This window comes from Streptomyces chrestomyceticus JCM 4735 (genome assembly GCF_003865135.1).
GTDB classification, from domain to species: Bacteria; Actinomycetota; Actinomycetes; order Streptomycetales; family Streptomycetaceae; genus Streptomyces; species Streptomyces chrestomyceticus.
Genome location: NZ_BHZC01000001.1, coordinates 7,855,983 through 7,880,907, shown reverse-complemented (window position 1 = coordinate 7,880,907; position 24,925 = coordinate 7,855,983). Strand labels below are relative to the sequence as shown.

The 24,925-nt window shown below is 69.6% G+C and carries 29 protein-coding genes and 4 pseudogenes; 16 read left to right on the top strand and 17 right to left on the bottom strand.

Annotation, left to right across the window (positions count from 1 at the left end):
* The first annotated feature begins 439 nt into the window (after nt 1-439).
* Nucleotides 440-1,123 carry a glycerophosphodiester phosphodiesterase gene (locus EJG53_RS34650; protein ID WP_125048209.1) on the top strand — a complete coding sequence of 228 codons (684 nt, stop codon included), beginning with the start codon at nt 440-442 and terminating at the stop codon, nt 1,121-1,123.
* Nucleotides 1,124-1,230: 107 nt separating this feature from the next.
* On the opposite strand, the gene EJG53_RS34645 is transcribed toward EJG53_RS34650, so the two are convergent.
* Nucleotides 1,231-1,764, bottom strand: a complete 534-nt coding sequence (locus EJG53_RS34645; RefSeq protein ID WP_125048208.1) for a GNAT family N-acetyltransferase — start codon at nt 1,762-1,764, stop codon at nt 1,231-1,233.
* Nucleotides 1,765-1,903: 139 nt separating this feature from the next.
* Between EJG53_RS34645 and EJG53_RS34640 the strand changes: the two genes are divergently transcribed.
* From EJG53_RS34640 to EJG53_RS34605, 8 genes are all read left to right on the top strand, one after another.
* On the top strand, nt 1,904-2,296 hold the full coding sequence (locus EJG53_RS34640; RefSeq protein ID WP_030999272.1) for a VOC family protein: 393 nt from the start codon (nt 1,904-1,906) through the stop codon (nt 2,294-2,296).
* A 195-nt stretch (nt 2,297-2,491) separates the two neighbouring features.
* A complete protein-coding gene (locus EJG53_RS34635) occupies nt 2,492-3,079 on the top strand; it encodes a DUF5134 domain-containing protein (protein ID WP_125048207.1) in 588 nt (195 codons plus the stop codon).
* A 101-nt stretch (nt 3,080-3,180) separates the two neighbouring features.
* Nucleotides 3,181-4,119 carry a M56 family metallopeptidase gene (locus tag EJG53_RS34630; RefSeq protein WP_030999274.1) on the top strand — a complete coding sequence of 313 codons (939 nt, stop codon included), beginning with the start codon at nt 3,181-3,183 and terminating at the stop codon, nt 4,117-4,119.
* A gap of 151 nt (nt 4,120-4,270) precedes the next feature.
* Nucleotides 4,271-4,957, top strand: a complete 687-nt coding sequence (locus EJG53_RS34625; protein ID WP_244955464.1) for a phosphatase PAP2 family protein — start codon at nt 4,271-4,273, stop codon at nt 4,955-4,957.
* A gap of 31 nt (nt 4,958-4,988) precedes the next feature.
* Complete coding sequence (locus EJG53_RS34620; protein ID WP_125048206.1) at nt 4,989-5,684, top strand: HAD family hydrolase; 696 nt, start codon at nt 4,989-4,991, stop codon at nt 5,682-5,684.
* Between the two features lie 242 nt (nt 5,685-5,926).
* A complete protein-coding gene (locus EJG53_RS34615) occupies nt 5,927-6,250 on the top strand; it encodes a WXG100 family type VII secretion target (RefSeq protein WP_125048205.1) in 324 nt (107 codons plus the stop codon).
* Complete coding sequence (locus EJG53_RS34610) at nt 6,247-7,581, top strand: WXG100 family type VII secretion target (RefSeq protein ID WP_125048204.1); 1,335 nt, start codon at nt 6,247-6,249, stop codon at nt 7,579-7,581. The genes EJG53_RS34615 and EJG53_RS34610 overlap by 4 nt, the downstream gene beginning before the upstream one ends.
* The gene (locus EJG53_RS34605) at nt 7,578-8,417 is read left to right on the top strand and encodes a hypothetical protein (protein WP_125048203.1); all 840 of its coding nucleotides are present in this window, start codon (nt 7,578-7,580) and stop codon (nt 8,415-8,417) included. The genes EJG53_RS34610 and EJG53_RS34605 overlap by 4 nt, the downstream gene beginning before the upstream one ends.
* A 48-nt stretch (nt 8,418-8,465) precedes the next feature.
* Here EJG53_RS34605 and EJG53_RS34600 read toward each other — a convergent pair.
* The 4 genes and pseudogenes from EJG53_RS34600 to EJG53_RS34585 form a co-directional block, all read right to left on the bottom strand.
* Nucleotides 8,466-8,846: pseudogene (locus tag EJG53_RS34600) on the bottom strand (hypothetical protein); the annotation flags it as partial.
* 523 nt (nt 8,847-9,369) lie between these two features.
* On the bottom strand, nt 9,370-9,549 hold the full coding sequence (locus tag EJG53_RS34595; RefSeq protein ID WP_125048202.1) for a hypothetical protein: 180 nt from the start codon (nt 9,547-9,549) through the stop codon (nt 9,370-9,372).
* Nucleotides 9,546-9,773 carry a hypothetical protein gene (locus EJG53_RS34590; protein ID WP_125048201.1) on the bottom strand — a complete coding sequence of 76 codons (228 nt, stop codon included), beginning with the start codon at nt 9,771-9,773 and terminating at the stop codon, nt 9,546-9,548. The genes EJG53_RS34595 and EJG53_RS34590 overlap by 4 nt, the downstream gene beginning before the upstream one ends.
* Nucleotides 9,770-9,991: a hypothetical protein gene (locus tag EJG53_RS34585; protein WP_125048200.1), complete on the bottom strand. Its 222-nt coding sequence runs from the start codon at nt 9,989-9,991 to the stop codon at nt 9,770-9,772. The genes EJG53_RS34590 and EJG53_RS34585 overlap by 4 nt, the downstream gene beginning before the upstream one ends.
* A gap of 172 nt (nt 9,992-10,163) precedes the next feature.
* Here EJG53_RS34585 and EJG53_RS34580 point away from each other — a divergent pair.
* From EJG53_RS34580 to EJG53_RS43695, 3 genes and pseudogenes are all read left to right on the top strand, one after another.
* Nucleotides 10,164-10,912 (top strand): annotated as a pseudogene (locus EJG53_RS34580) (DUF6879 family protein).
* Nucleotides 10,913-10,925: 13 nt separating this feature from the next.
* On the top strand, nt 10,926-11,774 hold the full coding sequence (locus EJG53_RS34575; protein ID WP_244955463.1) for a helix-turn-helix domain-containing protein: 849 nt from the start codon (nt 10,926-10,928) through the stop codon (nt 11,772-11,774).
* A gap of 181 nt (nt 11,775-11,955) precedes the next feature.
* Nucleotides 11,956-12,093: a hypothetical protein gene (locus EJG53_RS43695; protein ID WP_307721707.1), complete on the top strand. Its 138-nt coding sequence runs from the start codon at nt 11,956-11,958 to the stop codon at nt 12,091-12,093.
* A 175-nt stretch (nt 12,094-12,268) separates the two neighbouring features.
* Here the strand turns inward: EJG53_RS43695 and EJG53_RS34565 are convergent, their stop codons facing one another.
* Together EJG53_RS34565 and EJG53_RS34560 are read right to left on the bottom strand one after the other, a co-directional pair.
* On the bottom strand, nt 12,269-12,637 hold the full coding sequence (locus EJG53_RS34565; protein ID WP_125048198.1) for an SCO4402 family protein: 369 nt from the start codon (nt 12,635-12,637) through the stop codon (nt 12,269-12,271).
* A complete protein-coding gene (locus EJG53_RS34560; RefSeq protein WP_125048197.1) occupies nt 12,634-14,220 on the bottom strand; it encodes a pre-toxin TG domain-containing protein in 1,587 nt (528 codons plus the stop codon). The genes EJG53_RS34565 and EJG53_RS34560 overlap by 4 nt, the downstream gene beginning before the upstream one ends.
* A 372-nt stretch (nt 14,221-14,592) precedes the next feature.
* Here EJG53_RS34560 and EJG53_RS34555 point away from each other — a divergent pair, with 372 nt between their 5' ends.
* Nucleotides 14,593-14,778 (top strand): hypothetical protein, encoded by a 186-nt coding sequence (locus EJG53_RS34555; protein ID WP_125048196.1) that lies wholly within the window; start codon nt 14,593-14,595, stop codon nt 14,776-14,778.
* A 61-nt stretch (nt 14,779-14,839) separates the two neighbouring features.
* Here EJG53_RS34555 and EJG53_RS34550 read toward each other — a convergent pair whose 3' ends face one another.
* The 9 genes and pseudogenes from EJG53_RS34550 to EJG53_RS34515 all read right to left on the bottom strand — a co-directional run bounded on the left by EJG53_RS34550 (nt 14,840) and on the right by EJG53_RS34515 (nt 19,335).
* On the bottom strand, nt 14,840-15,199 hold the full coding sequence (locus EJG53_RS34550) for a hypothetical protein (RefSeq protein WP_125048195.1): 360 nt from the start codon (nt 15,197-15,199) through the stop codon (nt 14,840-14,842).
* A 164-nt stretch (nt 15,200-15,363) separates the two neighbouring features.
* Nucleotides 15,364-15,657, bottom strand: a pseudogene (locus EJG53_RS44215) (N-acetylmuramoyl-L-alanine amidase); the annotation flags it as partial.
* Nucleotides 15,658-15,665: 8 nt separating this feature from the next.
* Complete coding sequence (locus EJG53_RS34540; RefSeq protein WP_125048193.1) at nt 15,666-15,914, bottom strand: hypothetical protein; 249 nt, start codon at nt 15,912-15,914, stop codon at nt 15,666-15,668.
* A complete protein-coding gene (locus tag EJG53_RS34535; RefSeq protein ID WP_125048192.1) occupies nt 15,911-16,501 on the bottom strand; it encodes a hypothetical protein in 591 nt (196 codons plus the stop codon). The genes EJG53_RS34540 and EJG53_RS34535 overlap by 4 nt, the downstream gene beginning before the upstream one ends.
* An 82-nt stretch (nt 16,502-16,583) precedes the next feature.
* Nucleotides 16,584-16,931 carry a hypothetical protein gene (locus tag EJG53_RS34530; RefSeq protein WP_125048191.1) on the bottom strand — a complete coding sequence of 116 codons (348 nt, stop codon included), beginning with the start codon at nt 16,929-16,931 and terminating at the stop codon, nt 16,584-16,586.
* Between the two features lie 260 nt (nt 16,932-17,191).
* Nucleotides 17,192-17,779, bottom strand: coding sequence for a DUF6283 family protein (locus tag EJG53_RS44020; RefSeq protein WP_359130719.1), 588 nt, complete (start codon nt 17,777-17,779; stop codon nt 17,192-17,194).
* Nucleotides 17,772-18,005 (bottom strand): hypothetical protein, encoded by a 234-nt coding sequence (locus EJG53_RS34525; protein ID WP_125048190.1) that lies wholly within the window; start codon nt 18,003-18,005, stop codon nt 17,772-17,774. The genes EJG53_RS44020 and EJG53_RS34525 overlap by 8 nt, the downstream gene beginning before the upstream one ends.
* 235 nt (nt 18,006-18,240) lie before the next feature.
* Entirely contained in the window at nt 18,241-18,756 is a 516-nt protein-coding gene (locus EJG53_RS34520) for a hypothetical protein (RefSeq protein ID WP_125048189.1), read from the bottom strand.
* Between the two features lie 336 nt (nt 18,757-19,092).
* Nucleotides 19,093-19,335, bottom strand: a complete 243-nt coding sequence (locus tag EJG53_RS34515) for a hypothetical protein (protein ID WP_125048188.1) — start codon at nt 19,333-19,335, stop codon at nt 19,093-19,095.
* A gap of 145 nt (nt 19,336-19,480) precedes the next feature.
* On the opposite strand from EJG53_RS34515, the gene EJG53_RS34510 reads away from it, so the two are divergent.
* Nucleotides 19,481-19,765, top strand: coding sequence for a hypothetical protein (locus tag EJG53_RS34510; protein WP_125048187.1), 285 nt, complete (start codon nt 19,481-19,483; stop codon nt 19,763-19,765).
* A gap of 433 nt (nt 19,766-20,198) precedes the next feature.
* Here the strand turns inward: EJG53_RS34510 and EJG53_RS34505 are convergent, their stop codons facing one another.
* On the bottom strand, nt 20,199-21,557 hold the full coding sequence (locus EJG53_RS34505) for a peptidase C39 family protein (RefSeq protein ID WP_125048186.1): 1,359 nt from the start codon (nt 21,555-21,557) through the stop codon (nt 20,199-20,201).
* A gap of 259 nt (nt 21,558-21,816) precedes the next feature.
* Between EJG53_RS34505 and EJG53_RS34500 the strand changes: the two genes are divergently transcribed.
* Together EJG53_RS34500 and EJG53_RS34495 are read left to right on the top strand one after the other, a co-directional pair.
* Complete coding sequence (locus EJG53_RS34500) at nt 21,817-22,425, top strand: uridine kinase family protein (RefSeq protein WP_244955462.1); 609 nt, start codon at nt 21,817-21,819, stop codon at nt 22,423-22,425.
* Nucleotides 22,426-22,888: 463 nt separating this feature from the next.
* Nucleotides 22,889-24,783 (top strand): annotated as a pseudogene (locus EJG53_RS34495) (AAA family ATPase).
* Nucleotides 24,784-24,925 lie beyond the last annotated feature (142 nt).

Sequence of the window (24,925 nt, the reverse complement as noted above, 5' to 3'; positions counted from 1 at the left end):
ACACCGCAGCCTTGACCGGTTCCCGCCATTACCCAACAGTTCCCCTTCCCCCCTCCTCCCCCTGACGTGCCGCCGTGGCCCGTCGCGTCAGCGCGCGGAGGACTCGCCCACGCACGAGTGAGCCGCATTCCGGGCGGAAGCCCCCAGACGGAGGCGCGCGACGCCCCGGCGCACGCCCCCGGCCGCGGCGCCGGCCGCCGCGAGCCCCGACGCCACCCCGGATTTCCCGGCCCCGGCGGGCGCGGCCGCAGACCTGACAAGTCCCCGTTCCGGCCACGTCGGAGCGCTGTCCGACATCGGTTCCGGCGTTCCGGGCGCCCGTTAGGCTGTGCGCCGTTTCGCAAGTGCAGCCGGTGGGCCCGCGCTCGGGACAGGTCCGGCAGCCGTGGCCCGCGGCCGGTACCGGTCTGCCGGCACCCCCGACAGAAACGAGGCAGCCTTGTCCTTTCTCACCATCGGACACCGCGGGATGATGGGCGTCGAGCCGGAGAACACCCTGCGCTCGTTCGCCCGCGCCGAACGCGAAGGTCTCGACGTCATCGAGCTGGACCTGCACCTGAGCAAGGACGGCGCGCTCGTGGTCATGCACGACGCGGACGTGGACCGCACGACCGACGGGACGGGGCCGATCGCCGACCGCACCCTGGCCGAGCTGCGCGAACTGGACGCCGGTGACGGCGAGCGGGTGCCGGTGTTCGAGGAGATCGTGGACGCGGTACGGACCCCGCTGCAGGCGGAGATCAAGGACGCGGCCGCCGCCCGGGCGCTCGCCGACGTCCTGCGCGCCCGCGACCTGACCGCCCGGGTCGAGGTGATCTCCTTCCACGACGAGGCGCTGGCCACCGTCTCCCGGCTGCTGCCCGGCGTACGGACCGCGCTGGTCGCCGAGGACTACGGCATCGACGTGGTGGACCGCGCCCGGGCCGTGGGCGCCTCGGCGCTCTCCCTCGACATCCGCCGGCTCACCCTGGAGCTGGTGGAACGGGCCCACACCGCGGGGCTGCGGGTGCTCGGCTGGACCGTCAACACCCACGACCAGCTCCGGCTCAGCCGCGGCCTGGGGCTGGACGGCGTGGTGACCGACTTCCCCGAGATCCGGCGGGCGGTGCGGTTCACGGCCTGAGGCCGGGCGCGGCGGGCAGTACGGGCGGGCCGCCGCACGACGGACGGTACGGGGGCCCGCCCGGCGCCTCGGTCCGGGTGTCCCCGCGGCCGGACGTCCCGGCCGCCTCAGCCGAGATTCTTGACCAGCAGCTCGAACTCCAGGTCGGCGCGCTGCGGGATGCCGAACCGCTCGTCGCCGTACGGGAACGGGAACATCGTGCCCGTACGCCGGAAACCGCGCCGCTCGTACCAGGCGATCAGCTCGTCCCGCTGCCGGATGACGGTCATCCGCATCTCGGCCGCGTCCCACTCGGCGCGGGCGGTGCGCTCCGCCTCGGCCATGATGACCTTGCCGAAGCCGCCGCCCTGGAGCGTGGGCCGGACCGCGAACATCCCGAAGTACACATGGTCGCCCCGGTGTTCGAGCTGACAGCAGGCGACGATCTCCCCCGCGTTCTCGGCGAGCAGCAGCCGGCTGTCCGCGTCGCGCACGACGGCCGTGACCCCCTCGGGGTCGGTGCGCTGGCCCTCCAGCAGGTCCGCCTCGGTGGTCCAGCCGGCCCGGCTCGCGTCGCCGCGGTAGGCGGACTCGATCAGCTCGACGACCGCCGGCACGTCGGCTTCGGTGGCGGTTCTGTAGGTCAGCTCGACGGTCGGCATCGGCGGTGTCCTCTCGGGGTGGCGTGCGGCGCGGCGTACGGGCGCCGGCGCCGGGGCACCGCGCGGTACGGCCGTACCGGAGGCTAACAAGAGCCACCGCGCCACCGCCCGGCCCGCCCGAAGGCGTAGGGTCCGCAGCATGGTGCATGTACTGAGCAGCAGGGTGCTGGTGCGGCCGTCCGACCCCGAGCGGTCGCGGGAGTTCTACGGCAGCGCGCTGGGCCTGGAGGTCTACCGCGAATTCGGTACCGGCCCGGAACGCGGCACGGTCTTCTTCCTCGGCGGCGGCTTCCTTGAGGTCTCCGGCCGCTCCCCCGAGCCCCCTACGGCCACGCTCCAACTCTGGCTCCAGGTCGCCGACGCCGCCGCGGCACACGAGGAACTGGCGGCCCGCGGGGTGGAGATCCTGCGTCCCCCGGTGAAGGAGCCGTGGGGCCTGATCGAGATGTGGATCGCGGACCCCGACGGCCATCGCATCGTGCTGACCGAGGTCCCGGCGGACCACCCCCTGAGGTACCGGCCCGGCATCTGACCTCTGAGGCTCCCCCCTGCCCGGCCGAACCGCCGCACATGCTCCCCACCGTGCGCCCGTGCGCTCCCGATGCCGGGTTTCCGGCGGGCGTCCGCGGCCCGTCAGCGGGGCACGATGCCGCTGTACCGGGCCGCACGACGCCGCGCCGCGCGCGCCCCGCGTGCGACCGCCGTACGGGCTCTCGGGGAGGACGCCGTGCACGGACCGCCATGGGTCGGCTGGCTGCTGGTGCTGCTGTGTGCCGGAGCGGGCGCGTACTGCCTGTCGAGCGTACGGCGCGGTACGGCCGCGCAGCGGCGGGAAGCGCGCGGCGAGGCGCTGATGGGGCTGGGCATGGCGGCGATGGCCGTACCCGCCACGACCGTGGCGCAGCCGCCCTGGACGCCCTGGGCGTTCGCGGCCGTCTTCGGCGCCGCGGGCCTGTGGGCGCTGCTCCGCAGGCATCCGCACCACGCGGTGGGTGCGGCGGCGATGGTCTACATGTCCCTGGCGATGGTGTCCGTCCCCGGCGGCGGGCCGGGAGGCGGCCACGCGACGCCCACGGGGTCCATGGCGCACGTGGAGTCGACGGGGCCTGGCGGCCTACCGATGTTCACGGTGCTGCTCCTGGCCTACTACGCCGTGTACATCGTCGCCGCGGGCGTACGACTGGCACCGGCAGCCACTCCCGGCGCGGGGGACCGCGCCGCGCAGGCCCCGGCGCGGGCCTCCTGGCCGGAGGTCGTGGGAGCGTGCCGGGTGGCGATGGGCATCGGCATGTTCGCAATGCTGCTGACACTCTGAGCGGAGGTGACCGCCCGCACACGCGCTCCGGAAGCCGTGGTATACGTCACTTCCGACGCGGATCGTACCTCGCGGTAGCCACGCGCTCATAGGCTGCAGCCATGATGGTCCCCCTCGCGCTGATGATGCTCGGCGCGCTGGTCGCGGCGACGGCGCCGCGTCTGATGGCCCGCGCCGAATGGCCCGACCGCGAACCGGTGCTCGCCCTGTGGGTGTGGCAGTGCGTGGTCGCCACCGTACTGCTGTGCTGCGCCCTCGCGATGTCCCTCTTCGGCGCCGCCGCGTGGGAAGCCGTACGCAGTCACCTCTTCGGCCATGCGCCGCGCGTCGTCGTCGAGGCGTACGCCCTCAAGGAGTACGGCCCGTGGTCCGGCGTACTGGCCGCGGTACTGGCGGGCGGCGGCGCGTGGACGGCCGTCATGCTCACCCGCGAGGTGCGCGACGCCCGCGCCCGGCGCCGGAAGCGGCGCGCCGACCTGCTGCGGCGCTCCCCGCTGCTGCCCGGCGAGGAGCCTTCCGGTGACCGGCTCGTGGTCCTCGAAGGCGACCGCCCCGAAGCGTGGTGGCTGCACGGCGCCACCCCTCAACTGGTGGTCACCACCTCCGCGTTGCGCCGCCTGAAAGGCCGTCAGCTCGACGCGCTGATCGCCCACGAGCAGGGCCACGCACGGGCCCGCCACGACGTACTGCTGTACTGCGCCTCGGCACTCGCGGCCGGATTCCCGCAGGTCCCGGTCTTCGCCGCGTTCCGCGACCAGGTGCACCGACTGGTCGAACTGGCCGCCGACGACGTGGCCTCCCGCCGCTTCGGCCGGCTGACGATCGCCCTGGCCCTGGTCGAACTCAACGAGGACCGCGGCGTCTTCGGCCCCTGCCCCGCCCAGTGCGCCCAACTCCCCCACCGCGTACACCGCCTGCTCGCCCCGGCCCCGCGCTTCACCCCCGGCCGCCGCCTGCGCATGACGGCCGTCGCGGCGCTGGTCCCGGCGATCCCGCTGCTGGTGACGTTCATACCGGGGCTGAGCGCGCTGACGTACTGAAGGCCGAGGGGATACGGCCGCCGGGGCGCACTAAGGCGATACGGACGCACACGGCCGGGCACACGCCGACGTACGAGCACGTCCCGCACGAACACACTCCCGTACGGAGACTCCCTGGCCCCACCCGGCGCGCCTCCGCAAGGATTCCCCCATGCCCACGCCCATGCCCCCCACCAGGCCATCCCCCTCCCCCTCCTCCTCCCCCCATCACGCCACCCTCCTTTCCCTCCTCCTGCTCCTCCCCTTCATCGCCCTCCTCGTCCTGGTGGCCGCCCGCTGGAGCCCGTTGCTCGCCTTGGACCAGGGCATCGCCACGTCCCTGCACCGCACGGCCGTCACGGATCCCGGCCTGACCTCCGTCAGCAAGGTTTTCTCGGACTGGGTGTGGGACCCGTGGACCCTGCGGGCCCTCCTGGTTGTCGCGGCCGTCGTACTGCTGCGCCGCAGCCGCTATGTGCTCGGCTGCTGGGTGGTGCTCACGGCGGCCGTGGGGACGGCGTTGCAGCAGGCTCTGAAGGCTCTCGTCGGCCGCCAGCGTCCGGAGTGGCCGGACCCCGTCGACTCCGCGCACTACGCGGCCTTCCCCTCCGGCCACGCCATGACGGCGGCGGTGGCGGGCGGCCTGGCGCTGTGGCTGTTGCGGCTGTCCGGGGCCCGTCGGCGGTGGCTGTGGGCAGCCGCGGTGCTGGTCGGCGTGTCCGTGGCGGGTGTCGGGCTCACCCGCGTCTACCTGGGGGTCCACTGGGCCACGGACGTGCTCGGCGGCTGGCTGCTGGGCGGGGCCCTGGTGGCGGCCGCGGCGGCCGGGTACGCCCACCGGTACGGGCCGCGGCGGTGACGGCGGGCCGCCGACGCGACAGGATGGCGCTATGACGATCAAGGGTGTGCTCTTCGACTTCTCCGGGACGCTGCTGCGCATCGAATCGCCGGAGAGCTGGCTGCGGGCGGTACTGGACGAGACCGGGACGGACCTCGCGGAGGAGGAGGTGGTCCGCCTCGCGGCAGAGCTGGGCCGGGCCGGCGCGCTGCCCGGCGGTTCGTCACCGGAGCACATGCCGCCCGGGCTGGCCGCACTCTGGGAGGTACGCGACCGCAGCGCCGACCGGCACCGCGAGCTGTACACCGGGCTGGCCCGACAAGTACCGCTGCCCGACGAAGCGTTGTACGACGCACTGTACGAACGCCACATGACGCCCTCCGCGTGGTCCCCGTACCCGGACGCCGCCGAGGTCCTGTCCGCGCTGCGCCGGCGCGGCATCCGCACCGGCGTCGTCAGCAACATCGGCTGGGACCTGCGGCCGGTCCTCCGCACACACGGCCTCGACCGCTTCGTCGACAGCTACGTCCTGTCGTACGAACACGGCATCCAGAAGCCCGACCCGCGACTGTTCGAGATCGCCTGCGAGGAACTGGGCCTGGCCCCCACGGACGTCCTGATGGTCGGCGACGACCGCACAGCGGACGGCGGAGCCACAGCCCTCGGCTGCACCTACCTCCCCGTCGACCACATCCCGCCAACCGAACGCCCCGACGGCCTCCGCCCTGTCCTGGCCCTGGTCGGCTGATGCCGCGGACCTGAGCGACAGACATGGGCAGCTCCAAGCAATCCCGCTTTCCCACTTTCCCGCTTCCCCGCTGTGGCATAGACGGCCCACACCACGCCGAAAGGCTCCAGCCGCCCGCCCGGCCTGCACACCGCCAGTTATTTGGTTATTGAACAGCTACGGCCGGGAAATCGACTGAAGCGCTGTCAGTGGCTCGCGATAGGTTGTGAGGACATGCGAAAGCACAGTTCCTGGGGGGACCTATGGCCGGTGACGGCTTCGACATCGACACGGACCAGCTCAAGTCCGCCGCCCCGCGTTTCCATCGGGAAGCGGACGCGCTGGCGAAGGCGACGAGCAAACTCAAAGGCTCGCTGGACGGCCTCGGTTCGCCGTGGGGGAACGACGAACAAGGCCAGAAGTTCCAGCACATGTACGCCCCGCACCGCGAGCAGATAGAAAAAGCAGCCCAAGCCTTGGTCAAGGGACTGGAAAGCATTTCCAAGGCCATGAAGGACATGGCCGACAACCACGAGGAAGCAGACCGTTCCTCCTCTTCCGGCTTCGGCAAGGGCGGTGGCCAGTGAGCGCCGCCGACAAGGCGAAGGAGATCGTCCAGGACCTGACCGGCATGTGGTGGCCGGAAGGCGACGAGGACGAGCTGCGGGAGGCCGCCCGCGCGTGGCGGACCTTCGCCGACGACGTGGAGGACGTCACCGCCGCCGCGCACAAGCCCGCCCAGGACGTCATCGACAACAACAAGGGTCCGGGCATCGAGGCGTTCGGCGACTTCTGGCGCAAGTACCACGGCGGCGGCAAGGGCTACCTGGACGATGTGGCGTCCGCCGCCCGGGACATGGCCAAGGCCCTGGACAAGTTCGCCGACCAGATCGCCGAGGCCAAGAAGCAGATCGAGCACGCGCTGGAGATCGCGGGAGCCGTGCTGGTCGCCGGTACGGCGCTGGCACTGTTCACCGGTGGCATCAGCGAGATAGCCGCGGCAGGCGCCACCGAGGCGATCGTCGCCGCGGCGGGCACCGCGGGCGTGGCCGTGTCCGCCACGGTCGCCGAAATCGCCGGAACGGTCCTGGCCACCGCAGCGATCGGCAGCGTCGAAGCCATCACCGTGGACGTGGTCGTGGCCCAGGGCGGCCGCAACCTGCTCGGCGACCAGAAGGGCATCAACCTCGCCGAAATGAAGGACGCCGGCACCTCCGGCCTCCTTCTGGGCGGCGCCTTCGGCGGAGCCGCCCGCGGCGCCCGGGCCATCGGAGAAGCCGGGGGCGTCAAGAACGCCCTCGGCAACATGAAGCTCGACGGCCTGCGCAACCTCAAGAACCCACTGCGCGACTTCGAGATGACGCTGCCCCACGTGGGCGGCCCGCGTCCGGCAATGGCCGGCATCGGTCCTGTCGGGCCGACTGGACGCCCTCTGATGCGCAATGCCGCCGGATCGGGCGGTTCCGGAGGCCGGCCCACCTGGGAGGCCGGCCAGGGCATCGCGGGAGCCGCCAGGGGCAAGACGCTCAAGGCTCCCCACCCCCGGCACACCTGGAGCGGAATCAAACGAGGTCCGGCCAAGGAAGAGAACACGGTCATCCTGCCGGGGTACAACCAGGCGGTGAAAGACGAGATATCGGAGATAGCAGCCGGAAAAGCCGCTTGGAACGCGGAACGTCAGGTCTACGAAATCAACGGACGCTCCTACGCAGTGGAACCCTCCGGCACCGTCTTCCCCGTCTCAGGTCCCGGACTCACCAATCTGAGCCGCGCCGAATACGGCGCCCTGGGCGCCATCATGCGTGCCAACGGCGACTTGGCTCAGTGTGAGAAGTTCTTCGCCAATGCCAAGCAGTTCCAGAACGAGCCCGACGCCGTTCAGACGGCAATCGACCTGTATAGGATGTACCAGCTATGATGTGCACCCTGCTGACGACCGGAGACGGAGTTCCCGGACGCATCGCCCCGACTCTGGCGGAGATCTTCGGCGTCCCCGTCCCCGAGGTTGACGTCTGTGATGCATGGGACCTCGAAAACCGGAACTGGGAAGCCTCCGTCACCTGTGAATACATGGCACTGGACGGAGACCTGAGCTGGTCGCTGGCCATCACCGCCGGTGATACACCGCATATTTCCGAAGAGGAACTTGCGCTGGCTGTAGCGCGCTCTCTCGGTGTCGATGTCATTTTTCCGTCCGACTACCCTGACATCTCGTGGATCGACCGCGTTGCGACGCCTGCAGGCGAGGTGGGCTACGTCAATACGGTCGAAGAAGAGGGCGAGCCCCCCCGGTGGACCGTTGCCGTCTCCGAGGTCTCCGTCCCCGCGTTCCCCCATGCGGAAGTCCGGCGCATTCCCGAGATCATCAGACCTCTGCAACTGCCGACGCCTCTCACCGACGCCTGTGTCCCCGGTGGGAGCAGGTGGCGAGACACCGTCTGGCCGCTGCTGAACTGGGAACGCCTCACCGCTCGCATGGAAGCGGACTGGCCCCCTTCCGGGTGGTATCCGGTCGGCATGTACATCGAGGACCTGGAACTGCGCGATCAGGTACCTGGGGTGATCGCCCAGTTGCCTGCCGAGCTGCAGCAGCCCGTGCAGGCCGCACTGGAGCAGGTCGACCGGACCTATCACCGACTGACCACCGAAGACGGCGGAGCAAGTCTCGCGGAGGCCGCGGAGTCGTCCTTCGCGGGCCGGGCCTGGTACTGGCACCGGCGCCCGTCCAACCCGCCGTGGGACAAGGCGAACTAGGACGGCCTCCGCCCTGCCCCTGGCCGACCGCCCCCACCCCGGCCACCCCTACGGCCGCAGCACCTCCGTATGAATGGCCAGCTTGAACTGGGCGTGGGTGATTTCGGCGGGGACCTTGGTGTCGCTGGGGCCGCGGGCGGAGATTTTCAGGCCGACGGGTGTGCCCGGGTGGACGAACATCTGCCACAGGTAGGTTTTGTACTGGCCGCCTCCGGTCTTCCACGTGTCCGTGGTGGCCGTCGAGTCGTAGCCGGGGCCGAGTGAGTCGCGGACGAAGCGGGCCCGGTATTCGTTCGGGCGGTCGTCCGCCGCCCAGAAGACCATCGCGGAGAGCAGGGCCCAGCCCTCGTGGCTGGGCCAGATCAGGCCCGAGCGGGCGTCGGGGAAAGCCGACGGGGTGCTGCCTCCGTTGGCCGGGTCATCGATGCGGCCGCGCAGTGCGCCGACCGGGAGGGGCTGACCGGAGCCGACCGGGATGCGATGATCGCCGCTTCGGCGCTCGCCGGTGCGCTGCGCGCCCGGGAGACCCGGCGGCCTCCCGAGCAGACGGCTGTGGTGCCCGGCATGGACGTCACCCCGGCCGGTGACCGATACACGGCCGGAGCGGGAGCTGCAAGGACAGCAGTGGGCGGCGGGGGCGCGTGCCCCGCTGCCGTCCGGCTCTAGGTCCGGCGCGCCCGGCGCACCATGGCGGCTCTCATGGTCGCCGCCGTGAACCGTAGGCGTCCGTCGCTGCCTCCGGGGTGGTGGGCGAAGGGGATGATGCCGTACCGGCGCACGCACGTCCGGCAGGCGTAGACCGTCCGCCCGCCAGCGGTTGCCACGTGCTCGATCCCGACGTCGACATGTCCGTCGGTCGACCTGCCGCACCAGCGGCAGGTCTCGCTCACCCGGACCACTCCGCCAGATGGGCCGACGGCAGCCGCTGCCCGCGCCGGACGGCAGCCTCCCCTCACGACGGAGCACACGCCCACAGCTCCACCTCGACCTCCTGGCCGCAGGAGATGATCCGGTGCACGCCCAACGAGCGGTCCGCGTACAGCCGGGCGCCGCACAGTGCGCAGGCCCAGCCCTCCTGCTGAGGGCCCGTCACCCGGAGGGGGGTGGCCTGCTCGGACACCGGCGCGCTCACCGCAGCAGGCCGTTCTCGGACGCGTGATTGGCCACGGCCACACGGGCGCTGAGCGCCTCGCAGGGCGTCAGGGGACGCAGGCTGTCGGGATCAGCCTCCCACTCCCGGCCTCCTCCCGGCGGCCGGAGCTGCACGAATGCCCCGAGGTGGTCCACAACTTGGCCGAGCCGCAGCTGGACGGTGTCGTACACCAGGCTCCCGGTGCCGGGCACGCTGCCCTTCATGTGTCCGTCCCCCGGCGCACGGCGGCGGCAAGCCGCATGGCGGTATCGGCGCGTACGCGGCCCAGATTGACCAGGGCAAGGTTCGGGGAGCCCAGGTCGGGTGACAGCGACGGCAGGACGATTCCAGCCAGCGTCAGGGCTTCACACAGTGCGTCGACCGCCGCACCCGATTCGGCGCTCTCAGGGGAACCGGGCTCCGGCTCGTGGTTCTTCGCCATGAACCGGACGCTAGGCAGGGCGTCTCCGGGGCGCCATGCATTATGCGCAGATATGCGATCCGGTTGGCTCAATATGCAGCTATATCTTCATGCGGCCTGCGCCCATGCTGTACCGCAGGGCTTCAGGGCCGTGGATGCTGGGGTGATCAGTCCCGGACGAGAGGTCACAGTCATGAGGCGACTGCGGTTCAACGGCACGGGCAGCGGCATCAACGGCTGCCCCGCCGTCCACGAAGACCTGGACACAGGCGAGATCATCGTTCACGGCCCCCGCTGGCCGACCCCGGCGACCTCGCCCAGCTCCGGCATCTCGGAGCCGGTGAGACAGCTGTCGTCGTCCCGCGCGAGCTGCTCGTGGACCGGGGCCCGAAGGAGGTGGTGCGCGTGCCGCACGTCATCGGTCTGGACGCATTCGACCGGCTGTTCACACAGTTCGAGCACACGGCGTGGCGGCTGGAGACCCGGCGCCGGTACGCGAGCGACGAAGCCACCGAAACGTACCGGCAGTTCCTGCGGGGCGAACCGGTGGACTGGGAAGGCGCTGACACCCAGTGGTGCGCGGAGCGTCGCGAACAGGCGGCGCTGGGCAAGCGGTTCGAACGCGTACGCGTGATCGACAACCCGCCGACCCAGGGGCAGCTCTACCTGCTCGACAACGCGCGGCGCAACAGCTCCGTAGGTGAGAGCATCTTCAGCCTGCGGCGATCCCAGGCGGATCTGCTCGGCCTGCCCGGCGAAGATTTCTGGATCTTTGACTCCCGGCTCGTCGCGCTGCTCGTCTTCGACAGCGAGGACAGCCTGGTGAGCGTCGAGCTGATCACCGAACCGGCCGGCGTCAGCCGCTCTGTCCAGATGCGTGATGCGGCACAGCATCACGCTGTCCCGTACGAAACGATCGCGGCGGAGGTCGCCGCAGAGTAGCGAGTGTGAACCGGTGTCCGACTTCCAGCAGGCACGGGCAGCCCTCGGCGCGAGGCTCCGGGAGCTACGGGAAGCGTGCCCTGGAGGTCGGCTCACCGGCACGCAGCTGGCGGCCCGCCTCGGCTGGGCGCAGTCGAAGATCAGCCGCTTGGAGAACGGCAAGCAGACGGCCACGGTCACCGATCTCCAGGACTGGGCGAAAGCCACCGAACAGCCCGGAGCGTCCGATGATCTGCTGGCACGCCTGAGGGGGCTGGAGTCCCATGTGCGGTCCTGGCGGCGGCAGCTGGCGTCGGGGCACCAGGCCGTCCAGGATGCGGTCAGTGCGGAGTTCGCCCGGTCGAAAACCTTCCGTGCATGGGAGAGCGCCATGATCGTCGGCGCTCTCCAGACCGGTGACTACGCCAGGGCGATCTTTACGCGGTACGCCGAACTCCAGCGTTCCCCCCAGGACACCGACGCCGCCGTCCGCGCCCGGCTGAAGTGGCAGGAAAACCTGTACAGGGCAGGCGCCAAGTACCACATCCTCATGTGGGAGGGAGCGCTGCGCGCCATGGTCTGCCCGCCCCAGGTTCTGGCCGCGCAGTTGGACCGGCTGGCCGGAGTGATCGGTCTGGACACTCTCACCCTGGGGATCGTCCCTTTCGGCGCATCGCTCAAGATTCCGCCCGCCAACGGGTTTTGGATCTTTGACGAGCGTCTGGTCATCGCTGAGGACTGGCACGCGGAGCTGTGGATCGACGAGTCCGTGAGTATCAGCACCTACCTCCGGACCTGGGACACCCTGCGGGAATCCGCCGTGTACGGCGCCGATGCTCACAGCGTGATCAGCCGCGCCAGGCGGGCACACGGCGCACCGTGAGGTGACGGAGCATCCAGCACCTCGGGGTGTCAGAATTCTGTCGCGTGCCCCGGGATCCGGTCCGCGCTCCCCCGCATGATCCTGGCCTCATGGCAGCGCGCGTGGTGATGCACCCGCCCTCACCGACCGGGGGGGGCGGCGCGTCCATGCCGACTCCGCAATCCTGGGAGTAGCGTACGGCGTGGCCGACCTGCTGGAGTTCCTGCGCCGTGGGGGCCTGGACCCGGACGATGTCGACCTGGACGACCCCTCGCTGATCGAGTGGCGCGGGGGCGGGCCCGGCGTATGGACGCCCGGCGACGCGGCGCCCGCCGGCTGATCCGGCGTGACGCGTGTCGGCGACCGGTCCGGAACCAGCGGCTCGGGCAAGGCAGGTACGCAACGGGACAGCCGACCATGATGACGGCATCGGCATGCTGCCCGCACGACCGGCAGAACAGGAACGCCCTTGGCCGGTCGCGAGCGAGTCAGCCAAGGGCATTCCGACGCCATCGTTACTGTGTCAGGAGTGCGAGGGCGTTGCGGGCCGCCTCTACGACACCTGGCCAGAAGGACGACGCGAGGAAGTCGCTGTCCGGGCTCTCGCTGCCGACGCCCTCTAGGGCCTCTTCGAGGCGCGCGATGAGAGATTCCATGGCTTCGGCTTCAGCAACGGAGACGAGGGTATAACCGATGGTTTCCCGGGGGGAGTCCCAGACACCGGCATCTCCGAGGATATTAACATTCAGAGTGAAGTCGTCGAAGAATTCGGGTTGCGGGTAGACCCGTTCGATCCAGACGCGCTGCTGATACTCAGGATCAGAAAGTGCGCGGACTGCGGAGATGACTTCGCCTCTCCTCTCCGGAAACTCTACACTTTTCACGGCTTGTTCCACTCCTTCCACTTCAACCATTCCGACAGCGGGATATGTGCTTGCTCAGGATTGGTCTTGATGGAGCCGTCGAGGGGCTTCCCGTTCCGACCTATTACCTTGCCACCGGAATTGATGACAACGTGATCTTCCTGCTGGATCACCTGCGAATTATTCGGATTACCCTTGTCAATACGGACACCGTCCCCCTTTCCGTTATTCCATCGGTAACCTACACCTTTGTTGGTGGCTTTTTCGAAAGGTTTGAGATGGGAAGGAACCTTGTCCCATGCCTGCCTGCTGAGCCAGCCGTCAATCTTACCGGCTGTCTTTTCCGCCCTGATGGTCTTGATCAGGTCCTCGGCCGCGATGACGTCCTTCCCTGCCCTGATCCAGCGCGTAAAGATCACCGCACCGAGGATGCGTTCCGCAGGGGACAGCCTCTCGCCGGTGATGACATCGGTTCCCGTAATGGCCTCGGTTACCCCCTTTGCGTCGCCTTCTACGGGGATGAGGTCCGCAACCGCTGAAGTTACAGCCCGCTTGACCCGCTCTTCCCCCGACGCACGGCCCCGGAGGTAGTCGACAGCGCCGTCGATATCAACGTCCCTGAAAGGGTGGTCGCCGAACAGGGCGAGGGGCTTCTTGAGGGAGTCATTGATATGATCGATGGCCTTGTTCATGCCCGTGACGCCACGGTTGGCCTGGTCCATGCCGCGGTTGGCTTCGGCGATACCCTGGTTCATCTGCCGGAGGCCACGGTTGGCCTGATCGATACCCGCGATCATTCCATTGATACCGTGGTTCACCTCATCAGCGCCCTCGTTCATCACCTTGAGGCCGCGGTCCATCTCGTCGAATGCGACGATCAATTCGTTCACGGTCCCGACCATGCGGTTAACGGTGCCGATCAGGCCGCCCGTGGCGCCGTTCATGCCACCCATGGCGCCGTTCATGCCACCCATGGAATCGTTCGCATCGCCGACGGCGGAATTCAAGCCATACAGCGCCTCATCCATCTCCTTGAAGCCTGCATTCATCATGTCAAACGCGGTGTGGATTTCCGGATCCGACAAGATGTTCGCAGCCTCGTTGATCACCGGTGCCAGTTCAACAGTAAGATCACCGGCGAGCTTCGCGACCTGAGCCGAGCGTTGGGCTATGTCCCGAATATTTCCGAGCACCCGCTTCTGCGAGTCGACGGTAGCGGTCAGGTTCTTGAGTATCTCCGCCGCTTCCGGATCCTTCTTCTCCTTGGCGGCGATGTACTCCTTCATCGTGGCTTCGATGAGCGGAGCTGCCCCCTTGACGCCTGCTATCTTCTCGCGCAGCCCGGGGAACTGGGTGTCGGCCTGTTCTTTCCAGTCGTACGAGGCGCCGAGGTAGAGGACGATGCCCAGCAGAGCGAACGCCTCGGTCCGGGCGTTCTTCTTGATGCACTCCAGCTTCTTCCCGAAGGGCTCGGCAAGGCACTTCTTCAGGGCTGAAGGTGTTTCCTTCTGGTCGGCCGCGAGAGCTTGGCTCATGCCTCCGGTGACGAAGATAGCGAGCGTCAGCACCAACGCCGCAATTCTGCTCAGTATGCGATTTTTCATGGGTTCCAAACGTGCGAAGAATGACAGAACGACGCTAGTCCTGGAATTCCGCCTCGCTCTCGGCCCACGGCCCAGAACAGAGCGGATGTACGCGGCCCCCTTGCCATGTACGCCTTATAACAGCGGAAATCCCCCGAAGCGCCAGGCTGAAGATCATACGTTCGGCATGTACCGATGCACCCCATCCGAAGACACTTTGTCACTTTGCCAGCCGCAGGCAGCAGCCCCCCGGCGGCGAAACCCGAAGGCAGCGCCTACCGGGCGTCCCTCGCCCGCACGGCAAAATCACGCCCTACCCTCTAGCCATCCCTACGTGTTGGGCTGTAGATGAGTTCAGCAGCGGGCGACCAGCAGCCCGGGAGGAGAACCGCCTTGACGATCCAGAGCTACAGCATCGACGGCCACCGCTGCTGGGACGACTGCGGGCACAGCACCTGGCCCCCCTGCTCCGACGCTGCCGGAGACGGCGGACCGCACGGCTGGATGAGCAGCGACGGCCGCGGTGGCGGCGAATTCTTCGCTGACGCACCCTGGATCGACGTCGCCCCCGACGACTGAGGAGAAACCCAGCACCACGACAAAAACGCCCCCTCCACCCGCAAGGGCGAAGGGGGCTGCGTCATGATCCGGTGTCGTTGTACTCCTGGACCAGGCGGTGCGGCGCAGGCGGGTCGCCCACCGGATTGCGTGCCCAGCGGTAGAGGCCGTCCACCGTCCAGGAGCAAGCCCTGACCAGCGACTCCATGCGGGACATGCGCGTCCGCAGCGCGGCATTCTCCTGATCGACCCTGGCGACGGTAGCTGTCAGGACCGCGAGGTCGGCGGAGCGGCTGGCCGGCGCCGCAGCCGTACGCCCCGCCGCTTCGTTCGCCGTCGCAGCAGCCGCGCCCGCGCGGATCGTGGCACGCGCGGCCAGCAGTCCGCACACGATCATGCCGACAGCTCCGCCGCCCGCAACCAGCCACGCCTGTACGTCCATCACCTTTGGGGAATCTTCAGTACCTGGCCCACGCGAAGCACATCGGCATCGGCCAGGCCGTTGAGCCGTGCGATCTCCGGCCAGCGCGAGAGGCTGCCCAACAACTCGGCGGCGATGGAGGACAGCGAGTCCCCCGGGCGCACCCGGTACGTGCGCGGCGGCGCCAGGCGCTCCGCGATCCGGGCACGCATCGAGTCCATGGTGAAGCCGAGCGGGTCGACCTTCCCCGGCTGCCACTCGCGGTGCCCGATCACGCTGCGCTCACTCCAGCGGTGGAAGCGGCAGACGGCAGCCGCCGCCGCTTCGGCTGCTTCAAGCTGGACAGCCAGCCAGGGAACCCGGCCGTCGCCGCGGTTCTCGCACTCGAATCCGTAGAAGTGCACGTTGCCGGCGGCGTTTTGCGAGGAACGATGATTCGCCGAGTAGGTTTTTTCGCAGAAGGCAACGAGGACGGCGATCCTGCCGTCTACAGTGCGTCACTGACCTTGGCCATGGAGGGGCCCCAGCGCCTGATGTAGCTCGGATCCTCTCCTACCTCGAAGGTGGCGAAGAGATCTTCAGCACCATGGGCGCTGAACGTGACGCCATTTCCAGAGACGAGTGGATCGGCGGCGCCGGATCGCTGATGACGGACGGCGAATGGGTCTGGTCTGTCGACCTCGTTTACTACCTCTCGCGCTACCACATTGCTCTTCCAGCCGATTTCCTCGATCATGTGCGTAAATCCGGATACCAGGCTCCCCGGGTACCGGACGACCGCTCACGGGAGATCATGGCAGAACTCTTCCCTCGGCGGCCTACCCCCTGGTCATAGGCCCGGCAAGCCGCCCGGCCCGCGCTGCGCTCAGTCGAGGAAGTACTCGATGCTGTTGAAGCTGATCCATGTCGGTGCGAAAGCGGTGTTCTCGTAACCGTGCGTACTCCGCCGTCCGTGGACGTACTCCCCGTGCCAGCGGAGCCCGTCTGCCCGGTCCCGGCCGCTACCGTGTCGTCCATCTCGTGTGTGTGGCTCTGGTTCTGGTCGCCGGTCGTGCCGCCCGAGTAGCTGTGCGTATGGGACTGCGACGTGCCGCCGGTCGTGCCGATGTTCTGCTGGTGGCTGGTGAACACCTGATGGATGTGACTCGGTCCGCTGGGGCTGTGCGCCGGCCCCGCGTGCGTGTGCCCGTTGATCGTGGCATCGGTGATGGACGGCACCAGCGTCCCGCCGACCACGTTGACGGTGCCGCTCGAAATGAAGTCAAGCTTCACCGAGTTGGTCCCGATCGCGTCACGGGCCGTGTCGACGGAGAACAGGTCCACGGGCCGGTATCCAGCGTCCAGCGGGGTGGAAATAAACGCCGTTGACGCCCCCGTGCTCGCCGCACCCCCGCGCCACTACAGCTTAAAGGAGCCGTTGTCCCAATCCCTGCGGTAGCGCACGCTGCCGTTGCTGTTGCCGCTGTGGGAGAAGCCCGGCCCCGAGCGTCGCTGTCGTCCAGGTGCTGTCGCTGAACTGCCCGGCGATCTCGCCCAGAGCGACCAGGTCTGTGCCCTGCTTGATGACCAGGACCGTGTCACCCACCACAGGCGCGTAGCTGGCGATGTAGCGGATGCCGGGGATTTCCGTGGTGTCTCCGGAGATCCGGAGGCCCGGCGTCGGCGACACGGCCGTGTCCGCGATGCTCGCTACGGTGCCCTTGCGGATCGTCGCCGGGTGGAAGTCGAGCAGTGTCTGCTTCGCGATCTCCATAGCAAGATCGCGGATGGCCTGGGTCTGGGCAGCCTGCGCCGCCTGCTGTGCTTCCTGCGCTGCCGCCTCGGCCGGGACGACGGGCGGCTCCGCGGGCGTCGACGCGCCGGGGTGCTCATCAGCCGGCCTTCCGCTTCTGCCTCAGCGTCAGGGACTGGGGGCTCTTGGCGTCCAGCGGGATATTGAACGCGTCCTCCGTTTGCGGTCTGCCGTTCCCGCCATCTCCGTCCTCAGCCCTATTCGTTGGGCTGGCGAGACCCCTACGCGTAGGGTGCGTTGATTCTTTGCGGCACCCAGGAAGCAGACGCCCTGCCCGGAAAGGGACCACGGGCAGGGCGGCTGCGGGGCCCACCCCGGAACGCGGGGCCGTGGGGAGGGATTGCACTCCGGGGCAGGGGCCAGGGGTCAGTGCGCACATCCCCGCGCGTGCGGAAAACCTTGACAATCAGACATCTGGCCAGCACACGGGGGCGGTCAATGTCAGCTACTCCGTGACTGGCCGCTTCACTGCCCGAGGCGAACAGCGGGAGAGGCGAGCGACAGGAGACAACGTCCTGATAAGCCGTCAGGTCTATGTGCCCCACGGTCAAGACCAGCCGCACAGACAGCAGGTGCTCCGCCTCGTGGCAACCTGCCCAGCCACTGCAGATGCGACGCGCCTCGCTGTCGCGGTCGGCCTGGTGACACTGGAATACGCGCGTCGACTGGAAGGGAGTCTCGGCGTCGTACGCACGCAGCTTGTCGTACTCCTCCTGACCCCAGCCCCCCGAAGGCACGTCGCGCCGGTACGGGCAATTGACACAGGGGCGCGGTGCAGGTGGGCCGATCGGCCGCTGCCCCTCAATCATCGAAGCCGGGCCATGCCGCCACCGGCACGCCCAGCGTGGTCAGGTCGGCTTCTCCGAAGTAGGCGGACGGGGCGTTCTCCGCATGATCCGCGTCGAACCACGGGGCAGGGCCACCGGGAAAGCGCGGGGCCCACACGACGTCGCGGTCGTCACGGGTACGGCGGATCTTCATCTGGCGGCGGATACCGTCGTCGTCCGTATACGTCCACGCGTAGAAACTGGGCACGGCTGTCTCCTTCCGCCTCAGAGGTCCGTGGCGACTTCGAGCCGCCACACCGGGTCGTCGTCCGCGTGGCTGACGCGGGCGGTCTCGCCGCAGACGCGCCGCGCCACCCGTCCGTCCGTCTCCTCCAGGTCCAGGACAAACCGCTCGCCGGCCAGTTCCAGCGCGCTCAGTGCGTCGCACAGGTTCTGCCACAGCCGGCCGCGGTCCCGCTGCCACCGCTCGGCAGCTTCGGCGGTCAGCGGCTCCGGGACCCCGGCTTCCTCCCCCGTGACGGCCAGGATGCGCCGCGCCGTCCTGAGGCAGCGGCCCCTCCGAGGGCGCCGCGCTCATGCGCGGTGCGCAGCATGTCCGCCATCGCCTGCGGACCCTGTCCTTCCGGCGGGACGGCACGGCCGGACTCCAGTGCCGTCGCGGCCCGCTCGATCCGGCGCCCTTCGGCGCACCCGGTGCCGTTCATCTGCTCCGTGCCCAGGTCCGCCGCCGGCGGAAGGCCGGAGCAGTACAGCATGGGGTTCTCCTGGGTGCCGGGGTCTCCCGTCACACGACCGGACAGGGCCGCGGAAAGTTCCCGCAGATCGCCCATCGTCAGACCGGTACGGGCACCGGGGCGGTACATGCCGGACGTCGCCTGGATCATCAGGTGCCCGTCCGGCGCATCCGCGAACAGTTCCAGCACGTGGGCCAGCGCCTCGGCAGCGGTGGTCGGTTCGGGGTGCTGATCGATGAACGCGTACCTGTCGCGGTCCTTCATGACGTTGCCTCTTTGACAACCTCGTAGACCGAATACCAGCGGCACGGGCAGGTGCGGCAGTGGAAGGTCAAGCCGACGTGGGCGGTCATGTCGATCGCATTGACGGGCTTGACCGTGACCGCCTCGCTGCACTGCGGGTTGGGCAGGTCTCTTCGGGTCAGTCCCCTTGGAACGGCGTGCAGGGCGGGTCGCAGACGTACATGACGCCCCCTTCGTCGGGCTGCGGGCGAAGAGCGGGACCGACTTCCGGGCCGCAGCCCTCGCGGCCGGTCCCGGCTCAGTGCCCCGTGCGGGATCCGGCCCCGCGGCCTCGCGCCGTGTTCCGGGGCGGGCGGATCAGCCCTGGCAGCAGGCGAAGTCGAAGGTGACACCGGCGCCGCCCCTGTCGGTGACCTGGATGTTCCAGGCGGCTCCACGGCCGGCGCACCGGGAGAGCACAGCCCCCATCAGCTCGATGCCACGCGGCGGAAGGGTCCGTACGGGCTGCCCCCTGTCCGTCTTGTAGCCGAGGATGAAGGTCTTCACGAACCGGCCGGTCGCCGGGTCCCGCTTCACCGTGCCGGAGCTGCGCGCTATCACTCTCTCCTCCAACGACCTGCCGCATAGCGGACCTTGCCGACATGACCATCATTCATCCCTACATGTAGGGCTATCAATACCCCTACACGTTTGGCTGAGCGATTCTTCTCTTGATCCCGATGGGTAGGGCTGTACCATCAGCGGCATGGCTGACGACTGGACTCCCGATGAGGCGACCGCAGCGCGGTACGCGAAGTACCGCCGCGCGCTGAAGACCGCGCGCGAGATGAAAGAGGAGATCCGTCAGCTGGCACTCGAGGACCTGCGGGCCGGCGCGTCCACCGAGGAACTGGCCGCACTGACCGGCGAGACCGCTGAGGTCTACCGGCGCCTGGCGCGGGCGCACGACATCGAGCCGCCCGCGGCGTACAAGAGCCGCGCAGAGCTGTTCCGCCAGTGTGCCGGGCGGGAGGACGGGGAAAGCGACTGATCCGCCACGCCGGGGGCAGCTCCAGCGCCACGACGAACAGGATGACCGCTTGCGGGCAGATACGGACGGCGTGCGCGATGCAGCTCAACGGGTCTCCGTGACCCGGGGCTTCCGGCATACAAAGGTCACGGTCGTGTGCCGCGAGGTGATAAAGCCGTGAACTTCCACGGGTCGTAGGACTCGTCCCCCGCTCCGTACGGGAAGCGCACCAGGTGGTAGCCGTCGCTGTCGTACGAGATCTTCTGTGTCCCGGGCCCGTGTTTCTCCGCGTCCCAGAGCAGTGAGCACACCACGACGGACATAAGGTGTCCCTCCCCCAACTTTCCGTGGCAGGAGCCCCGTCGGCCCCGCCCGTCCATTGCGCCACAGGTGTCGCCCGCGCGGTAGACGGCGGGCGGCACCGGGCTCACGGGAGGAAAGCGGAGTGGGAGGGTCAGGTGATGCCGACGGTGGCGAGGGCGTGGCGTTGGGCGGCGGTGGCCTCGGTGGGGAAGTAGACGTAGCAGATGCCGCCGGTGCCGCTGACGACCTTGCCCTCGGCGTTCTTACGTTTGGTGCGGAGCCAGATGTTCTCGAACTCGCGGCGTTTGTAGACGCGGCGGACCGCGGCGTTGGTCGGTGAGTTGGGGTCGTTGGCGACGACGTCGCCGGTGCGGGTGAAGCCGATGACGGTCATCAGGTGGCCGGCCGTGCCGTAGCCGGCGCCGGTCAGTTCGGCGGCCAGGAAGGACTGTGAGGTGATCACGGGGATGCCCGCGTGGATCAGGGTCTCGGCGTCGGAGAGGGTCCGCAGCCGGGTGACGGCGGCCTCCATGTCCCGGTAGGTGGCCGCGTAGGCGGTGTTGAACGGCCAGTTGCCGCAGCCCTGGTACTGGTAGTCGTAGGTGTAGCGGGCGGCGTGGCAGACCTGGGGGTCGGCGTAGGCGGGGTTGACCCAGGCGAGGTCCGCCGCGGTGGGCCTGCGGCCCCAGTACTCGATGATCATCTGGGAGGAGGTGGGGCTGCACCATGCCTCGCCCCCGTTGTCGTACTCCGGGTACTGCCCCTTGTGGATCTCCTGCGAGTACCGCGGCACGACCAGCTCGCAGCCGGTCGCGACGCCCGGTTCGGTGGCCGGCACGTCGAAGCGGTCGGGGATGTCGGAGCCCATCAGGCCCAGGCGCCACACCGTGGGGGTCACGGTGGTGCCGGGCTTCCGGTAGAGCGTGACGCGCAGTTCGTACGAGGCCAGCCGTACCCCGCTCGCCGGGTTGTCGATGGCGAAGGTGTCGGTGGAGATGCTGCTCCGGCCGTCCTTCTGGCCGTCGACGGAGGTACGGCGGATGTCGCCGTCCCCGGCGGCCCAGCGGCCCATGACGTACCACGGGGTCCGTACGCCGTCGCCGTACGTGCCGCGCAGTTCGACGGCGATCCAGGTGCCGGCGGGCGTCTGGGCGTTCCAGGAGACGACGGCTTCGGTGGACGGGACCTTGAGCGTGCGGGACGGGGACGTCCAGACGGCGTACTCCCAGGCCGCGGTCGTACCGGTGTGCGGATCACGGTAGTCGGCGGTGCCGGCCGGACGGTCGATCAGCACGCCGGGGCGGCGCCCGTCGGTCACCCGGGTGCCGTTCGCGACACCTTGGTTCCAGTCGGCTGCGGTGTGCCAGGCTCGGTAGTCCACGAGACGCTTCGCCTTCGGTGCGGCGGACGGTTCGGAAGGGGAGGCGGCGTGCGCCAGCGGGGTGGCCGCGCCGGCGGCGACGGCGAGGGCGGCGGCCAGAACGGTACGCCGGGGTGTGGGTCTGCTCATGGTGGAGTCCCCCAGTCGGATGCGAAGGATTGAGCCAGGAGAACAGTGGAGCTCAACTATTCCGTCGCATACACCCTTCGGCCAGCCGTTCGTCGCGCGTCGCGGCAGGGATCAGCAATTTGCGGCAGTGAGGGGCGTGGAGGAGGGCGCGCAGGGGCGCGGACAGCCCGCTGCCGGGGCGGCCGAAGATCATCGGTCCGGTGTCGGGCGTACCGGTAATCTTGTCGCGTCTCACCCGTCACAGCAGACAGGCAGCAGCGTGCGTCAAGAGCCGATCCGGCCGATCCCGCCCGGCCTCGCCGGCCGGCTGCGCGCGCTGCCCCCGTCCTGCGGCCCCGTCCGGCTGATCGCGGTGGACGGGCACGCCGGGTCCGGCAAGAGCACCTTCGCGCGGCATCTGGCCACGGCGCTCGGCGGGGCCCCGGTCGTCCGGCTGGACGACATCGCGACGCACGACGAGCTGTTCGCCTGGACGGAGCGGTTCCGTACCGAGGTTCTGGAACCGCTGTCCCGGGGGGAGCACGCGCGCTACGGGGTGTACGACTGGGAGCGCAGGGAGTTCACCACGCGCCGGGAGCTGGCACCGGCGCACGCCGTCGTTGTGGAGGGCGTCGGCGCGGGCCGCCGCGCGCTGCGCCCGTACCTGGCGTGCCTGCTGTGGATGGAACTGACGGCATGTCATGCGTGGGAACGCGGACGGTGGCGGGACGGGCCGGCCCAGGCCGCGTTCTGGGATGACTGGATTCCGGCGGAGCGCGCCCATTTCGCGGCGGACCCCTCACGTCCGCACGCCGGCCTGCTGGTACGGGGGCGCACCGAGGGTTACGAGGTGCTGCCGGGGCCCGGTGAGGCGTGTGGTACCCCTTGAATCATCACCCAACGTGACGGACCACGGGCGGTACGCAGATCGTCGCCCTGTGCGTACCGCCGACTGCCTCAACTCGGCTTGACCTGGGGGGCGTACAGGACTTACGTTCTCAATGTGCGGTTCTGACGGACCGCCCGCAGACGCGAAGCCCCCGGTTGTTCCCCCGTGATCGGGGGCTTCGTTCTGTGCCCGGGCGCTCTGCGCGCGCCGCGTGCCGTCCGCCCCCTCACCCTATGTCACCGCTCCCTTCGCGCCGCGGAGCCCCGCCTTCCCCCGCACCGCCCTCTTCGGCCTGCACCGATACCGCAGGTACGATGCGAGTCCGTGCCACCGAAGGACGCAGTCGAAGAGCAGCCGGGGGCGACCTGCAACTGCCGCCCCGAGCACGCCGGTTCGTTCGAACACGCTGTGGCCTGGCACTCGCCCGGCGGCACACCACGGGGGACGTTTTGTGGGGGACGTGATGGATTTCGGCACCCAGGGCACACACGCCCCGGCCGAACTCGCCTGGCTGCGCGCGGTGGACGCCTACACGGTAGGCGCGTACCCGCAGGCCGAGGAGGAGTTCCGGGCCGCGGTGCGGATGGACCCGACGATGGCCGACGGCTGGCTCGGCCTGCACGCACTGCGTGCGGACACCTCGACCGCGCTGCTGCACATGCACCGGCACCGCGACCGGTTCGGGGAACAGCGGGCCCGGCACCGACGCACACTCAATTCCTGGTACTGGCTGGGCTGGTGGGTCCAGCCGGTGCTGGAGACCGGCCGCGACCTGCTGCTGGCGTACGCCTCGCACTGGCTCGACGGCCGCCATGTCGGCGAGCTGGACCAGGCATTGGCGGGCTGCCCACCGGTCGACACCGACCCGCAGGTGCGCTTCCTGCACGCCTGCCGCGCCTATCTCGTCAAGGACTGGGACCAGCTCGTACGGCACACCGAACCGCTGCTCGACGATCCGCTGCTCGGCATCGAGGCCGGACTCTTCGGCGGCATGGCGCGGGTGCGCCAGGAGATGTTCGGGCAGGCCGAGCCGCTGCTGTCGGCCGCCCTGATGCGCTGCCGCAGCGAGCAGCCGCAGCGCAAGGAGCTGCGGTACTGGCTCGCCCGCGCCCACGAGGGCACCGGCCGCAGCGCTGCCGCGCTGCCGCTGTACCGCTCGGTGCACCGGGTCGACCCGGCGTTCATGGACACCGCGGCGCGGCTCGCGGCCATCGCCGAGGGGACGGCCTGGAGGAGGGCACCGACCTCGCGGCCGTGACCGCCGTCTTCGGCCAGGAGGCGGGCGGCGACCTCGACCCGCTCTCCCCGCTCGACCCGGTGGACGGGCGGGAGCTGCTGGCCGCGACCGAGCCGGAGGGCCCGGACGGCGATCTGGCGGGCGGTTCGCCGGGGGACGCGGGGCCGGCCGTACGGGAAAAGGCGACGCTCGGCGGTCCGCGCCGCTCGGACCGGCTGCCGGCCGGCCCGTCCGACCCGGTGCTGCTGGAGAAGGCGCTCGCCGAACTGGAGCGGATGGTCGGCCTGGAGCCGGTGAAGCGTCAGGTCAGGGCGGTGTCCGCGCAGTTGCGGATGGCGCGGCTGCGGGCGGGCCAGGGCCTTCCGGTGCAGCCGCCGAAACGACACTTCGTCTTCTCCGGCCCGTCCGGCACCGGCAAGACCACCGTGGCCCGGATACTCGGCCGGGTGTTCTACGCCCTCGGCCTGCTCGGCGGCGACCATCTCGTCGAGGCGCAACGGGCCGACCTGGTGGGCGAGTTCCTGGGGCAGACCGCCGTGAAGGCCAACGAGCTGATCGACTCGGCGCTGGGCGGGGTGCTGTTCGTGGACGAGGCGTACAGCCTCTCGAACTCCGCGTACAGCAAGGGCGACGCGTACGGCGACGAGGCCCTGCAGGTGCTGCTCAAGCGGGCCGAGGACAACCGTGACCGGCTCGTCGTCATCCTGGCCGGCTATCCGGAGGGCATGGACCGGCTGCTGGCCGCCAACCCCGGGCTGTCCTCGCGCTTCACCTCGCGTGTCGACTTCCCGAGCTACCGGCCGTCGGAGCTGACCGCCATCGGCGAGGTGCTGGCCGCCGAGAACGGCGACCACTGGGACGAGGAGTCGCTGGAGGAGCTGCGCAGCATCAGCGCGCACGTCGTCGGCCAGGGCTGGATCGACGAACTCGGCAACGGCCGGTTCCTGCGCACGCTGTACGAGAAGAGCTGCGCCTACCGCGACCTGCGGCTGTCCACCTGGTCCGGCGCGCCGTCCCGCGACGACCTGGCCACCCTGCGGCTGCCGGACCTGATGCAGGCGTACGGCGAGGTGCTCTCCGGCCGCGGACCGGTGCCGGGACCGGAGGCGCCGCCGCTCTGACGGCGCCACCCCTCTGGCAGCGCCGTCCCGAAGCGGCAGGCGTCCAACTGCGCAACCTACGCCGTTGAACCGGACATGCCCTGCTCGTGCACGCGCGCTGCCACCGCCTCCGGCAGCGCGGGCCGCCCGCGGAAACGACGTG